Origin of the sequence: Micromonospora sp. NPDC049051 (assembly GCF_043197575.1) — a bacterium.
Taxonomy (GTDB): domain Bacteria; phylum Actinomycetota; class Actinomycetes; order Mycobacteriales; family Micromonosporaceae; genus Micromonospora.
Genome location: NZ_JBICTL010000001.1, coordinates 928,141 through 941,682 on the forward strand (window position 1 = coordinate 928,141; position 13,542 = coordinate 941,682).

The following is a 13,542-nucleotide window of genomic DNA, read 5'->3' on the forward strand; positions in this document are numbered from 1 at the left end:
ATGCGTGCGATTCGGCTCCACGAGTTCGGTGCCCCCGGAAACCTGCTCCTCGACGACCTGCCCGACCTGTCGCCCGGCCCCGGCCAGGTCAGGATCGCGGTGTCGGCCAGCGGCGTGCACCTGCTCGACACGACCCTGCGCCGGGGTGAGGCGGGCGGCCCGCTCCCGCTGCCCGAGCTGCCCACCATCCCCGGCCGGGAGGTTGCCGGCGTCGTCGACGAGCTGGGCGAGGGCGTGGACGAGGCGTGGCGCGGGCGGCGGGTCGTCGCGCACCTGGGCATGGTTCCGGGCGGGTACGCCGAGCAGGCGGTCACCGACGTCGGGTCGCTGTACGACGTACCGCCGGGGCTGAACGACGCCGAGGCGGTGGCAGCGGTCGGCACGGGCCGGACCGCCCTCGGGGTCTTCGAGCTGGAACGGCCGGCAATGGACGACGTCGTCTTCGTGCCGTCGGCGGCCGGCGGGGTCGGCTGGCTGCTGGCGCAGGCCGCGCGGACGACCGGCGCGACCGTGGTGGTGGCGGCGCGCGGCGCCGGGCGGACGGCGAAGCTCGGCGAGTTGGGCGTGGACCTGGTGGTGGACTACGGCCGCCCGGACTGGGCCGAGACGGTGCGGCAGCGGGTCGGCGGCCTGAGCCTCGTGTACGACGGGGTGGGCGGCGCGGTGGGCCGGACCGCCCTGGAGCTGACGGGTCCGGGCGGCCGGTTCATGATGTTCGGCTGGTCGGCGGGCGAGGCGACCCGGGTCGGCACCGACGACGTCGTCGCCCGGGGCCTGACGGTGGGCTGGCTGGGGCAGCGGATGCGGGCCCTGCCCGGCGGCATCCCGGCACTGGCCGGCCGGTCGCTGGAGCTGGCCGGGCAGGGCTGGTGGCGCCCCCTGGTCTCGACCTATCCGCTGGCCGACGCCGCCGTCGCGCACGCCGACCTGGAAGCTCGCCGGGCGCTCGGCAAGGTCGTGCTGACCGTGCCACGCTGACTCCGGGCACGACCGCGCCGGCCCGGAGCCACCACGCCGACCAACCGGGCGCGGGATGTAACGACATTCGTGTGCAAGACGCTGTGCCCTGCGGTCCACGCGGATTCCCAGCGGCGGGAATAGGCTCCGCGTATCGACGGCCAGCACCACCGGCCATCGCGTACCGGAGGTCGGACGCGGATCGAGGGGGCGCGTCCGGCGCCGGTGTCGCTCGTCGCGACCGTGCCGGAGAATCCCGTGGTGTCGCCCCTGCCCGGCGAGCTGACGGGGCCGGGCCGCCCCCGTCGCGGCCCGGGTCCGTCAGTTCGCCGGGAGCTGCTCGGCCCGCGTCACCACCCGGTCGATGAGGCCGTACTCGCGGGCCTCCTCGGCGGTGAACCACCGGTCGCGGTCCCAGTCCCGCTGGATCTCCTCCAGGCTGCGCCCGCTGTGCCGGGCGATCAGCTCCTGCATGGTCCGCTTGACGTGCAGCATGTTCTCCGCCTGGATGGTGATGTCCGCGGCGGTGCCGCCCATCCCGCCCGAGGGCTGGTGCATCATGATCCGCGAGTGGGGCAGCGCGTAGCGCTTGCCGGCGGTGCCCGCGCAGAGCAGGAACTGCCCCATCGAGCCGGCGAAGCCCAGCGCCACCGTGGCCACGTCGTTGCGGACGAACCGCATCGTGTCGTAGACGGCCATGCCCGCGCTCACCGAGCCGCCCGGCGAGTTGATGTAGAGCACGATGTCCCGCTCCGGGTCCTCGGCGGCGAGCAGCAGCATCTGGGCGCAGATCTGGTTCGCCGAGGCGTCGGTCACCTCGGTGCCCAGGAAGATGATCCGCTCCTTCAGCAGCCGCTCGAACACCTGGTCACCGAAGGACGGCTGTCCACCGTCCAGCATCCGTACGTCGAGACCGATCATCGCGCCCGCCCTTTCCGACAGCGCCGGTGGGCGACCGGAGGGCGCCCGGGGGACCGGCCCCTCCAGCCTGCGCGGAGCGGGGCGCGTGGAGCCAACCATTCTGCCGGCGGCAGATCAGCCGACGGCAGAACCGGCCGGCCTAGACGACGGTCAATGCCCGCGCGCCGACCCGGGCCCGCCCGCAGCCGAGCGCGACGCGGGTACGCGGGCCGGGGCGGGCCGGCGCGGCGGAGGCGGACCGTCCGACCCGGAGGGTCGGGCCGCCCGTACGGGGGCCGAGGTGCAGCAGCGGGCCACCGGCCCGGGGACCGCCCCGCGCGACCGGGGCGACGGCGCCCGGCCGGCCGGCCTCCGCCCGCTCCAGCCGGGTCAGGCCGGCCCGGGGCGCGGCCGGGATGCGCGGCTCGACCCGGCGCAGGTCGTCGCGCGCCTCCTCCAACAGGTCGGACAGGCGGATGCCGAGGGCCCGGCAGATCGCCGCGAGCACCTCCGAGGAGGCCTCCTTGCGACCGCGTTCGACCTCCGACAGGTAGGGCACCGACACCCCGGCGGCCTCGGCCACCTCGCGCAGCGTGCGGCCCTGCCGCAGCCGCAACCGGCGCAGCACCCCGCCGATCACTCGTCGCAGCAACGACATGCGGGCCTCGCTCTCGGGCTCGTCGTCCACGGAACATCCCCATCATGCCCTTTGCCGGGCGTGCGGGTCGTCCCGTCGTGCCCGGAGCCGGGAACCATCGGCCCGGACGTCCACTTCGTGGCGATCGGTCCGGACCGCCACCCCAGGGTGACGACCTCGCCGTGCGAGATCCGCGCAGGCCGCTATGTTGTGGTCGTGCAGGCGACGACAGGGCCGGGGCGGGCCCTCACGTGATCCATTTCCCCGCGCAGCGACGGGGCCCCCTGAGCGCGCTGAGTCTCCGGCTTGCCGCCGCCATCGGTCTGGTCTTCGCCACCGTCGGGGTGGTCTACCTCGACCGGGACGGCTACCGCGACGTCAACGAGGACGGCCTGACCCTGCTCGACTGCTTCTACTACGCGGTGGTCACCCTCTCGACCACGGGCTACGGGGACATCACGCCGGTGAGCCAGACCGCCCGGCTGATCAACGTCGTCTACATCACGCCGGCCCGGGTGATCTTCCTGATCATCCTGGTCGGCACCACCCTGGAAGTGCTGACCGAGCAGTACCGCACCGGGCGTCGCCTGTCGCGGTGGAGGAGAGCCGTGAAGGACCACGTCATCATCTGCGGCTACGGCACGAAGGGCCGCAGCGCGGTCTCCGCCCTGCTGGAGAACGGGCTCGACAAGTCCCGGATCGTGGTGGTGGAGCGCAGCGGCCCGGCGCTGCGGCAGGCCACCTCGGCCGGCCTGGTGGCGATCGAGGGCTCGGCGACCCGCTCGTCGGTGCTCAACGAGGCGCACGTACGCAACGCCAAGGCGGTGATCATCGCGACGGACAGCGACGACGCCTCGGTCCTGGTGGCGTTGACCGTACGGCAGCTCACCGCCGGCCAGGTGCGGATCATCGCCGCCGCCCGGGAGGCGGAGAACGCCCCGCTGCTCAAGCAGAGCGGGGCCCACCACGTGATCGTCTCCTCGGCCACCGCCGGCCGGCTGCTGGGTCTGTCCACCTCGGCGCCGCCGCTGATCGACGTGGTCGAGGACCTGCTCACCCCCGGCCAGGGCATGGCGCTGGCGATGCGTTCCGCCGAGCGCTCCGAGGTGGGCCGCTCCCCCCGCGAGCTGGACTCGCTGGTCATCGCCCTGGTCCGGCGGGGCAAGGTGGTCACCCTGGCCGACCAGGCCGGCGCGGTCATCGAGACCGGCGACATGCTGGTGCACGTACGCGACGACCGGCCCCAGGCCACCGCCACGCCCTGACCCACTTCGCGGCACAGGGCCCGTCACCAGTCGGTGGCGGGCCCTGTCGCGTGCTCGGATCGTGCGGACGCCGGGTCCCCTGCGGACGCCGGATGGCCGCAACCGGCCGTCGGTCAGAGGATGGTCCAGGTGTCCCCGCTGGCGAGCAGGCCGGCGAGCTGCTGCTCCGGGGTCTCGGTGACCTTCGCCCTGGCCTCGGCGAGCTGCCCCTGCACCACGCTGTCGTACGACGGCCGGTCCACCGAGCGGAACACGCCGATCGGGGTGTTCCGCAGGTCCAGGCCCGGCAGCCGGGACAGCGCGAAGGCGTACGCCGGGTCGGTGACCGTCGCGTCGTGCACGACGATCTCCCCGGGGCTGACCGACGCGGTCTCCCGGACCTCCAGGCCGAACCCGCCGGGCGGGTGCACGACGCAGAACTGCCCGTCCTTGCCGAACGTGATCGGCTGCCCGTGCTCCAGCCGGATCAGGTACTCGTCGCGGGTGGCCGGCTCCTTGAGCTGGTCGAACGCGCCGTCGTTGAAGATGTTGCAGTTCTGGTAGATCTCCACGAACGCCGAGCCCTGGTGCTCCGCCGCCGCCCGCAGCACCGACTGGAGGTGCTTGCGGTCGGAGTCGATGGTGCGCCCGACGAAGGTGGCCTCGGCGCCGAGGGCGAGCGAGAGCGGGTTGAACGGCGCGTCGGCCGAGCCGGCCGGCGTCGACTTCGTGACCTTCCCGACCTCGGAGGTGGGGGAGTACTGCCCCTTCGTCAGGCCGTAGATCCGGTTGTTGAACAGCAGGATCTTCAGGTTGACGTTGCGGCGCAGCGCGTGGATCAGGTGGTTGCCGCCGATGGAGAGCGCGTCACCGTCGCCGGTGACCACCCAGACCGACAGGTCGGGCCGGCTGGCCGACAGGCCGGTGGCGATCGCCGGGGCGCGGCCGTGGATCGAATGCATCCCGTAGGTGTTCATGTAGTACGGGAAGCGGGACGAGCAGCCGATGCCGGAGACGAAGACGACCCGCTCACGCGGGATGTTCAGCTCCGGCATGAACTGCTGGATCGCGGCGAGGATCGCGTAGTCGCCGCAGCCGGGGCACCAGCGCACCTCCTGGTCGGACTTGAAGTCCTTGGCGGTGAGCTTGAGGGCGACGGGCTCAGACATTCTTCAGGACCTCTTCCAGCATCGTCTCCAGCTCGTTGGCCGTGAACGGCAGGCCGCGGACCTGGTTGTAGCCGATCGCGTCGACCAGGTACTTCGCCCGGATCACGTGGGCGAGCTGGCCGAGGTTCATCTCGGGGATGACCACGCGGTCGTAGGAGCGCAGCACCTGGCCGAGGTTGGCCGGCATCGGGTTCAGGTGCCGCAGGTGCGCCTGCGCGATGGCGTGGCCGCGCTGGCGCAGGCCCCGGCAGGCGGCGCCGATCGGCCCGTACGTGGAGCCCCAGCCGAGCACCAGCACCCGGGCGGCGCCGTCCGGGTCCTCGACCTCGACGTCCGGCACCGGGATCGTCTCGATCCGGGCCGCCCGGGTACGCACCATGAAGTCGTGGTTCGCCGGGTCGTACGAGATGTCGCCGGTCTTGTCGGCCTTCTCCAGACCGCCGATGCGGTGCTCAAGCCCGGCGGTCCCCGGTACGGCCCACGGCCGCGCGAGGGTCTCCGGGTCGCGCAGGTAGGGCAGGAACGTGGTGCCGTCGTCGCCGTTGGGCTTCGTGGCGAACTCGACCCGCAGGTCGGGCAGCGACTCGACGTCGGGCAGCAGCCACGGCTCGGAGCCGTTGGCGACGTAGTTGTCGGAGAGCAGGATGACCGGCGTGCGGTAGGTCAGCGCGATCCGGGCCGCCTCGAGGGCCGCGTGGAAGCAGTCCGCCGGCGACTTCGGCGCGATCACCGCGACCGGGGCCTCGCCGTGGCGGCCGTGCAGCGCCATGTTGAGGTCGGCCTGCTCGGTCTTGGTGGGCATGCCCGTGGAGGGGCCGGCGCGCTGCACGTCGACGATGACCAGGGGCAGCTCCAACGCCACCGCCAGGGAGATCGTCTCGCTCTTGAGCGCCACGCCCGGGCCGCTGGTGGTGGTGACGCCGAGCGAGCCGCCGTACGACGCGCCGAGCGCCGCGCCGACGGCGGCGATCTCGTCCTCGGCCTGCATGGTGAGCACGCCGAAGCGCTTGTGCTTGCTCAGCTCGTGCAGGATGTCCGAGGCCGGGGTGATCGGGTAGGCGCCCAGGAAGACCGGCAGCCCGGAGCGGACGCCGGCGGCCACCAGGCCGAGCGACAGGGCCGCGTTGCCGGTGATGTTGCGGTAGGTGCCCGGCTGCATCTTCGCCGGCTTGACCTCGTAGCGGACCGCGAAGTCCTCGGTGGTCTCGCCGAAGTTCCAACCGGCCCGGAACGCCGCGACGTTCGCCGCGACCAGCTCGGGGCGGGCGGCGAACTTGCGCTCCAGGAAGCGCAGCGTCGACTCGTACGGCCGGTTGTACATCCACGAGAGCAGGCCGAGGGCGAACATGTTCTTGGCCCGCTCGGCGTCCTTCTTCGACACGGCCAGCTCGGCGAGCGCGCCGACCGTCATCGAGGTCAGCGCCACCGGGTGCACCACGTAGCCGGCGAGGGAGTCGTCCTCGAGCGGGTTCGACTGGTAGCCGACCTTGGCCAGGTTGCGCCGGGTGAACTCGTCGGTGTTGACGATGATGTCCGCGCCGCGCGGCAGGTCGACGAGGTTCGCCTTGAGCGCCGCCGGGTTCATCGCCACCAGCACGTTCGGCGAGTCGCCGGGGGTGAGGATGTCGTAGTCGGCGAAGTGCACCTGGAAGCTCGACACGCCCGGCAGGGTGCCGGCGGGAGCCCGGATCTCCGCCGGGAAGTTCGGCAACGTGGAGATGTCGTTGCCCAGCTGCGCGGTCTCCGAGGTGAACCGGTCGCCGGTCAGCTGCATGCCGTCGCCGGAGTCGCCGGCGAAGCGGATGACCACCCGGTCCAGTTGACGGATCTGCTTGGTCACGCCTGCACCTCGCTTCGCTGGGCGCGGTCGCGCGGGCGGCTGAACATGATGGTGACCTCGCCTTGCCCGGCCACGTGACCTCCTTGACGCACCGCTGCACCAGACCCGCGGAGGCGGGCCCGGTCCGCTGTAGTTACCTCACCTGAGAGCCTACGTCGAATCGCCGCCCCAACCTTCTCGGAGGCCGTCCTGTGGGACGCGATCCAGCGAAATTCCACCCCGGTTTGAGGTGTTTCCGTCCCCCCGCCGTAATCCAGATCACCGGTGGCGGTGGCGGACAGGCGTCGCCGGGTCGTCCGGGTCACTCCGTCGGCGCCGGAGACACCCCGGTGTCCGGGTCGGTCATCCGCCGCCGCAGGGAGGTGGTCGCCAGCGTGAGGGCGAACACCACCAGCAGCGTGGAGACCACGATCAGCAGGATCGCCGTACGCCGTACCGAGCCGCCGCCTCCGCCGTCGCCGTCGCCGACCTGGGCCTCGGCGGCCAGCACGCCCTGCGACCCGGTCGGCGCGGGCGGCGGGGCCACCGGGGTCGCCAGCGCGGCGGCGGCGGTGATCCGGAAGCTCATCTGCACCTGCCGGGCCGGGCCGCTGCGCGGGTCGAGCTGGGCGCGTACCGCACCGGCCAGCGGAGCCTGCCGCTGGGCCTCGGGAGTCGCGGAGACCGGCAGCCGTAGCCGCGCGGTCCGGCCGGCGGCGAGGGTGCCCAGCTCGCAGCGCGTACGGGCGGGGTCGACCGTGGTGCAGCCGGACGGGGGAGCCGGCACGGTCACCCCGGCCGGCAGGACCACCTCGATCCGACCCTCGGCGTCCACCCGGCCGGTGTTGCCCAGGCGTACGTCGAGCCCGCTCGACCCGCCGCCGATGTCGAAGGAGACCGCGTCGGCGGCCAGCCTGATGCCGGGCACCGGCGGGCCGGGCGGGAAGAGCACCGCGAAGCCCTCGTCGTCGCCCACCGACCCGGGTACGCCGGGCGCGGTCGCGGTGACCCGAACGGAGCCGCTGAGCGGCATCCGCTTCCAGGCGTCGCCGTCGACCCGTACGCGGAGCAGGGTGCTGAACCGCACGCCGGGCGCGCTGGCCCACTCGCCGCAGCGGTGCTCCCCGCCGCCGGCCGGGGCGCAGCCACCGGTGCCGGCGTCGGTCAGCCCTGCCGGGAGCGTGTAGGCCAGCCGGATCCGGGCGGGCGTGACGCCCGTGTTCGTGACGGTCACCCGCAGCGTGGTGACCGTGCTCGGCGCGTTCCAGTACGCGGCGGTCAGGGTGATGTCGTCGGTCGTGACGCTGACGCCGGCCGGGGGCGCCGGCGGGGTGGTGGCCGGCGCGGAGGGCCGCACCGGCGGCACCGACGGGGTCGTGGGCGGTGGGCCGGCGGTGGGCGCGGCGGTGGTCGGCGCGGGCTGCTCCGGGGCCGTCGTCGTCGGGGCCGGCTCGGTCGTCGCGGCCGGCGGCGTGGGCTCCGGCGGCGTGGTCGAGGGCGCCTCGGTGGGCTCCGGTCCCGGGTCCGTCGGATCCGTCGTCGTCGGGTCCGGGCCCGGCTCCCCGGCGGGCTCGGTCGCGGGGGCGGCGATCCGGGCGGCGGCCGGCGTGGCGGTCGCCAGGAACGGGACCGCCGCGACGGTCAGCCCGACCACGAGACCGATCGCCACCAGGGGTACGACGCGTCGGTGCCGCGCCCGCCGGCCGGGCCGTGCGTCGACGCGCGTCATCTGTCCTCCGGTGACGATGAGGGAGATTCCCATACTCGACAATTGTTGCCAAGTGACACTAGTCCCGGTGGGAAACAAATCCGTAACGGGTTCGACCCGGGCGCCGACGGGGGGCGGTAGGCTCAGCGACCGTGACCGGTTACCTGGGCTCGTACGCGACGCTCGGGCTGCTGCTGCTCGTCAGCGTTCTCTTCTTCGTCTTGGCGTTCACGGCCAACCGGGTGTTACGCCCCGCCCGTCCGGCGGATCCCTACGGCAAGCGCGCCAGCTACGAGTGCGGCCTCGATCCCGTGGGCGCCGACTGGGCGCAGATGCAGATCCGCTACTACGTGTACGCGTACCTCTACGTGCTGTTCGCCGTGGAGTCGGTGTTCCTCTTCCCGTGGGCGGTCGTCTTCGACCGGCCGGGCTTCGGCATGGTCACGGTGGTGGAGATGGCGGTCTTCGTCGCGGTGCTGGCGCTCGGCATCCTCTACGCCTGGCGCAAGAACATCCTGCGCTGGTCCTGACCGCCCGGTCCCGGCTGACGCTGTCCCGCCCCGCCCGGTCGCGACCGACGCGCCTCGGCCGCGACTCCGGCGGGGGATCAGGCGAGACCGCGCCGGGTCAGCGTCGGCGGGCGGTCGCCCCGGATCGAGGCGACCATGTCGAGCACCCGCCGGGTGGGGCGGACCTGGTGCGCGCGGAACACCCGGGCGCCCAACCAGGCCGAGACGACGGTGGCCGCGAGCGTGCCCTCCAACCGCTCGGCCACCGGCAGGTCCAGCGTCTCGCCGATGAAGTCCTTGTTCGACAGGGCCACCAGCAGCGGCCAGCCGGTGCCGGAGAGCTCGCCGAGCCGGCGGGTGATCTCCAGGGAGTGCCGGGTGTTCTTGCCGAAGTCGTGCGCCGGGTCGATCAGGATCCCGTCGGCGCGTACGCCCAGGGTGACGGCGCGTTCGGCGAGCCCGGTGACCGTCGTGAGCACGTCGGCGACCACGTCGGCGAAGGCCGCGCGGTGCGGGCGGGTCCGGGGCGCGAGGCCGCCGGCGTGCGAGCAGACCAACCCGGCGCCGGTGCGGGCCGCCACCTCGGCCAGGGCCGGGTCGGCGCCCGACCAGGTGTCGTTGAGCAGGTCGGCGCCCGCCGCCACCGCCTCCACGGCGACCTCGGCCCGCCAGGTGTCGATCGAGATCACCACGTCGGGGAAGGCGGCCCGGACGGCGGCGATGGTGCGCACCGTGCGGCGTATCTCCTCGGCCACGTCGACCTCGTCGCCCGGTCCGGCCTTGACCCCGCCGATGTCGATGATCTCGGCGCCCTCCTCGACCGCCCGCTCCACGGCGCGCAACGCGCTGTCCTGGGCGAAGGTGGCGCCCCGGTCGAAGAACGAGTCCGGCGTGCGGTTGACGATCGCCATCACCACCAGCTCGTCCGGGCCGAACGTGCGCCCACCGAGCCGAAGCGCCCCGGCCATGTCGCCTCCTGAAGGTCCGCCGCCGACCCGTCCCCGCCGTCGGCCGATCACGACGCTAGCCGGTCCGTCCGGCTCGGGCTCCGTCGGTCCGCCGGAGGGACGTTCTCCCGGCGCGGATCCGGAACGCGGCGGGTGGTGGGGTCGCTCCGGGCGGTTCGCCATGCCACGATCTGTGCATGGGTCAGGTTCTGCTCCTCCTGGTCGTGGCGTTGACCGTCGCGGCGGTCGTGTTCGGGGTGACGGTGCTGGTCTCGGGCCGGGATCCCGGTCTGGTGCCCGCCGAGCCGGACGGACGTGCCGTGCCGTTGCCGGCGGCCCGTCCGCTGCGCGAGTCCGACGTGGGCGAGGTGCGGTTCGACACGGCGTTGCGGGGCTACCGCATGGCCCAGGTCGACCACGCGTTGCGCCGGGCGGCCTACGACATCGGATACAAGTCCGAGCTGATCGACGTGCTGGAGGAGGAGGTCGCCGCCCTGCGTGAGGGGCGCACGGCGGACGCTGACGCCCTGCGCCGGACCCGGGAGCGGGCCGCCGCCGAGGCCTCGTCGGCCAGCCGGGGGATCGTCCCGGTCGAGGCCGACCGACCGGACGCGCCGGGGGACACCGACGTGGTCGTCGCGCCGATCCCCGCGTTCGCGGGTCCGGCCGCCCAGTCGACGCCGGGCGCCGGTGCCGTGGACCGGAGTGAGGCGGGCGACGGTGGGGACGATGCCGCCGACCGGAGTGGTGCGCGCGAGGGCGGGGACGACGCCGACCGCGACGGCGGGAACGATGTGACGGACCGGAGCGGTGCGGGCGACGGCGGGAACGACGTCGCCGACCGGAGCGGTGCGGGCGACGCGACCGGTCCCGTGGTCGGGTCGGAGCCGAGGTGACCGGGCCGGAACCTGTCGACGACCTGAGCGACGCGACGCAGCCCGGCGCGGGGGAGGTCACCGCCACGGTGATCGTCGACGCGCCGGCGGAGCGCGTCTTCGCGGCGCTGACGGCCTGGGAGCGGCAGTCGGACTGGATCCCCTTCACCACCGTCCGGGTGGTCGAGGGCGACGGCGGCGAGGGCAGCCTGGTCGAGGCGGTCACGACGCTCGGTCCCGCCGTGCTGCGCGACGAGATGCGGGTGGTCCGGGTGGACGCGCCCTACGAGGTCGGCGTCGTGCACTGCGGCAAGCTGCTGCGCGGGCCCGGCGTGCTCCGCTGCACACCCCTGGAGCGGGACCGCACGCAGGTGGTCTGGCACGAGTGGTTCCACCTGCCGGGCGGCTCGGCGGGCCGGGTGGCCTGGCCGGTGCTCTGGCCCGGGTCGAAGTTCAGCCTGACCCAGGCGCTGAAGAAGTTCGGCCGGCTGGTGGAGCAGGGCCGGCTGCCCTGACTGCGCCACGCCGGGCGCTGTCCCCGACGGGGGCGGCCGGGGACGATTCGCATCTCCCCGTCGAGCGACTTCGCCTGATCGACTCGATGTCCCCGACGTCGGGGTGTCGGCGCGACCGGGACGCCCCGATGTCGCCGGACCCGGGCGGTGCGACCCCGGCAGCCGAGGCGCGACGCGGGCCGCGGGGCCAAGGGAGCGTCGGGGCGGTGCCCTAGCGTGGACGCGTGACTGACCTCGTGACCGGCGCCGACGGGCTGCCACGATGCGGCTGGGGGCACAGCACCCCCGACTACGCCGCCTACCACGACACCGAGTGGGGCCAGCCCCTGCGCGGCGACGACGCGCTCTACGAGCGGCTCACGCTGGAGGCGTTCCAGTCGGGGCTGTCCTGGCTGACGATCCTGCGCAAGCGTCCCGCGTTCCGGCTGGCCTTCGACGAGTTCCGGATCGAGACCGTGGCCGGCTACGGCGACGCCGACGTGGCCCGGCTGCTCGCCGACGCCGGCATCGTCCGCAACCGGGCCAAGATCGAGGCGGCGATCGCCAACGCCCGTGCGGCGCTGGAGCTTCCGGAGGGGCTCTCCGCGCTGCTCTGGTCCTTCGCCCCGCCGCCCCGGCCGGCCCGACCGGCGTCGTTCGCGGAGGTGCCGGCGCTGACCGCCGAGTCCACCGCGATGGCCAAGGCGCTCAAGAAGCGGGGCTTCCGCTTCGTCGGCCCGACCACGGCCTACGCGCTGATGCAGGCCACCGGAATGGTCGACGATCACCTTGCGGGCTGCCACGTCGTGGCGGCGCCGGCGGCGTGATGGGATGGAGGCCATGACGACCGACACCGCGCACCGGGTGGACGGGGCACGCCCCGCCGACGGCACGGGCGCCTGGGCGGTGCTGCTGCCCACCGGGCGCTACGAGGCCGAGCGACTCGTCCACCACGACACGCTCGAGTTGACCGGCCTCGCCGACGGCGCCGTCCCCCGCCCGGGCGACCGGGTGGCCGTGCTGGTCGACGCGCCGCCCCGGCTGGTGGCGCTGGGTCGGGTCACCGCGGCCAGCGGGCAGGAGCGGGAGGACCCGGACGATCCGCAGTCCGAGCGGGTCGAGGCGCCGCTGGTGGTCGCGTACACCCGGCGGGCCTTCGACGAGCCGGTGCCGGCCGACGCGCTGGTGCTCGCCGGGCCGGTGACCGCGCTCGACCCGACGGCCTTCCGGGAACTGGCCGACCGGCTGGGCCCGCCGCCGCAGCGGCGCTCCTGGCTGGTCAGCCTCGACCTGCCGATCGAGGCCGAGTCGCCCGCCGAGGCGGTCCGCCTGTTCTGGGCCTACGTGCAGGAGTTGGGCCCCCGCGAGCTGCCCGCCTTCGTCTCGCCCACCGGCGACGAGCTGGCCATGCAGGCCTTCGTGCTCGGCGCGGAGGCCAACCAGGATCCGGAGGAGGACGACGACTGACCGCCCCCGGGACCCCGATGGGCGTCAGCGGCCCTCGTAGACCGGCTTCTGCTTGTTGACGAAGGCCAGGGTGGCGGCGCGGTGGTCGGCGGTGCCGCCGCAGATCGCCTGCGCCTGCGCCTCGGCGGCGAGGGCGTCGGCGAGGGTGCCCGCGTCGGCGATGGAGAGCTGCCGCTTGATCGCCCCGTACGCGACGGTCGGGCCGGCGGCCAGCCGGGCGGCCAGCTCCTGCGCGGTCGGCAGCACCTGCTCGTCGTCCTCCACCAGGCGGTTGATCAGCCCGAGCTGGCAGGCGGCCTCCGCGCGTACCGGCTCGGCCAGCATCAGCAGCTCGACGGCCTTGGCGTGCCCGACGAGCCGGGGCAGCGTCCAGGAGGCGCCGGTGTCGGCGGCGAGCCCGACATTGGCGAACGCCATGAGGAAGCTGGTCGACGGCCCGCCGATCCGGATGTCGGCGAGGAACGCCAGCGAGGCGCCCGCCCCGGCGGCCATCCCCCGCACGGCCGCCACCACCGGCTTGGGCAGGTTGGCCAGCCGGGCGGCGATCGGGTTGTAGTGCGCCCGGACGGTCTCCAGCGGGTTGCCCTCGGCGGACTCCAGGGTCTGCACGTGCTCGCGCAGGTCCTGGCCGGCGCTGAACGACCGACCCGCGCCGGCGAGCACCACCGCGCGGCAGGACCGGTCGGTCTCCAGCTCGGCCAACGTCTCCCGCAGCGCCTCCTTGAGCGCCACGTCGAGCGCGTTCATCGCCGTGGGGCGGTTCAGCGTCAGGGTGACGACGGCGTCGGTGCGGTCGACGAGGAGCGGCTCGGTCAC

General features: G+C 74.0%; 14 protein-coding genes. 7 read left to right on the forward strand and 7 right to left on the reverse strand.

Annotated features, from left to right (window positions below; translation table 11 throughout):
• A complete protein-coding gene (locus ACGFIR_RS04445; protein ID WP_393143188.1) occupies positions 1-978 on the forward strand; it encodes a zinc-binding dehydrogenase in 978 nt (325 codons plus the stop codon).
• Positions 979-1,278: 300 nt separating this feature from the next.
• Here ACGFIR_RS04445 and ACGFIR_RS04450 read toward each other — a convergent pair whose 3' ends face one another.
• A complete protein-coding gene (locus tag ACGFIR_RS04450) occupies positions 1,279-1,878 on the reverse strand; it encodes a ClpP family protease (RefSeq protein ID WP_393000436.1) in 600 nt (199 codons plus the stop codon).
• 139 nt (positions 1,879-2,017) lie between these two features.
• Positions 2,018-2,515 carry a helix-turn-helix domain-containing protein gene (locus tag ACGFIR_RS04455; RefSeq protein WP_393143748.1) on the reverse strand — a complete coding sequence of 166 codons (498 nt, stop codon included), beginning with the start codon at positions 2,513-2,515 and terminating at the stop codon, positions 2,018-2,020.
• A 230-nt stretch (positions 2,516-2,745) separates the two neighbouring features.
• On the opposite strand from ACGFIR_RS04455, the gene ACGFIR_RS04460 reads away from it, so the two are divergent.
• On the forward strand, positions 2,746-3,759 hold the full coding sequence (locus tag ACGFIR_RS04460; protein WP_393143190.1) for a potassium channel family protein: 1,014 nt from the start codon (positions 2,746-2,748) through the stop codon (positions 3,757-3,759).
• Positions 3,760-3,872: 113 nt separating this feature from the next.
• Here the strand turns inward: ACGFIR_RS04460 and ACGFIR_RS04465 are convergent, their stop codons facing one another.
• The 3 genes from ACGFIR_RS04465 to ACGFIR_RS04475 all read right to left on the reverse strand — a co-directional run bounded on the left by ACGFIR_RS04465 (position 3,873) and on the right by ACGFIR_RS04475 (position 8,455).
• The gene (locus tag ACGFIR_RS04465) at positions 3,873-4,907 is read right to left on the reverse strand and encodes a 2-oxoacid:ferredoxin oxidoreductase subunit beta (protein ID WP_393143192.1); all 1,035 of its coding nucleotides are present in this window, start codon (positions 4,905-4,907) and stop codon (positions 3,873-3,875) included.
• Positions 4,900-6,747: a 2-oxoacid:acceptor oxidoreductase subunit alpha gene (locus ACGFIR_RS04470; RefSeq protein WP_393000430.1), complete on the reverse strand. Its 1,848-nt coding sequence runs from the start codon at positions 6,745-6,747 to the stop codon at positions 4,900-4,902. The genes ACGFIR_RS04465 and ACGFIR_RS04470 overlap by 8 nt, the downstream gene beginning before the upstream one ends.
• A 301-nt stretch (positions 6,748-7,048) precedes the next feature.
• A complete protein-coding gene (locus tag ACGFIR_RS04475; RefSeq protein WP_393143193.1) occupies positions 7,049-8,455 on the reverse strand; it encodes a hypothetical protein in 1,407 nt (468 codons plus the stop codon).
• Between the two features lie 131 nt (positions 8,456-8,586).
• On the opposite strand from ACGFIR_RS04475, the gene ndhC reads away from it, so the two are divergent.
• Positions 8,587-8,964: an NADH-quinone oxidoreductase subunit A gene (gene ndhC / locus ACGFIR_RS04480; RefSeq protein WP_393000426.1), complete on the forward strand. Its 378-nt coding sequence runs from the start codon at positions 8,587-8,589 to the stop codon at positions 8,962-8,964.
• A gap of 77 nt (positions 8,965-9,041) precedes the next feature.
• Here ndhC and folP read toward each other — a convergent pair whose 3' ends face one another.
• Entirely contained in the window at positions 9,042-9,911 is an 870-nt protein-coding gene (gene folP, locus ACGFIR_RS04485) for a dihydropteroate synthase (protein ID WP_393000424.1), read from the reverse strand.
• Between the two features lie 176 nt (positions 9,912-10,087).
• Here folP and ACGFIR_RS04490 point away from each other — a divergent pair, with 176 nt between their 5' ends.
• The 4 genes from ACGFIR_RS04490 to ACGFIR_RS04505 all read left to right on the forward strand — a co-directional run bounded on the left by ACGFIR_RS04490 (position 10,088) and on the right by ACGFIR_RS04505 (position 12,726).
• Positions 10,088-10,786 carry a DivIVA domain-containing protein gene (locus ACGFIR_RS04490; RefSeq protein ID WP_393000422.1) on the forward strand — a complete coding sequence of 233 codons (699 nt, stop codon included), beginning with the start codon at positions 10,088-10,090 and terminating at the stop codon, positions 10,784-10,786.
• A complete protein-coding gene (locus ACGFIR_RS04495; RefSeq protein ID WP_393000420.1) occupies positions 10,783-11,280 on the forward strand; it encodes an SRPBCC family protein in 498 nt (165 codons plus the stop codon). Before ACGFIR_RS04490 ends, ACGFIR_RS04495 begins: the two co-directional genes overlap by 4 nt.
• 224 nt (positions 11,281-11,504) lie before the next feature.
• The gene (locus ACGFIR_RS04500; RefSeq protein ID WP_393000418.1) at positions 11,505-12,086 is read left to right on the forward strand and encodes a DNA-3-methyladenine glycosylase I; all 582 of its coding nucleotides are present in this window, start codon (positions 11,505-11,507) and stop codon (positions 12,084-12,086) included.
• Between the two features lie 13 nt (positions 12,087-12,099).
• Entirely contained in the window at positions 12,100-12,726 is a 627-nt protein-coding gene (locus tag ACGFIR_RS04505; RefSeq protein ID WP_393000416.1) for a hypothetical protein, read from the forward strand.
• A 24-nt stretch (positions 12,727-12,750) separates the two neighbouring features.
• Here the strand turns inward: ACGFIR_RS04505 and ACGFIR_RS04510 are convergent, their stop codons facing one another.
• Positions 12,751-13,542 carry an enoyl-CoA hydratase-related protein gene (locus tag ACGFIR_RS04510; RefSeq protein ID WP_393000414.1) on the reverse strand — a complete coding sequence of 264 codons (792 nt, stop codon included), beginning with the start codon at positions 13,540-13,542 and terminating at the stop codon, positions 12,751-12,753.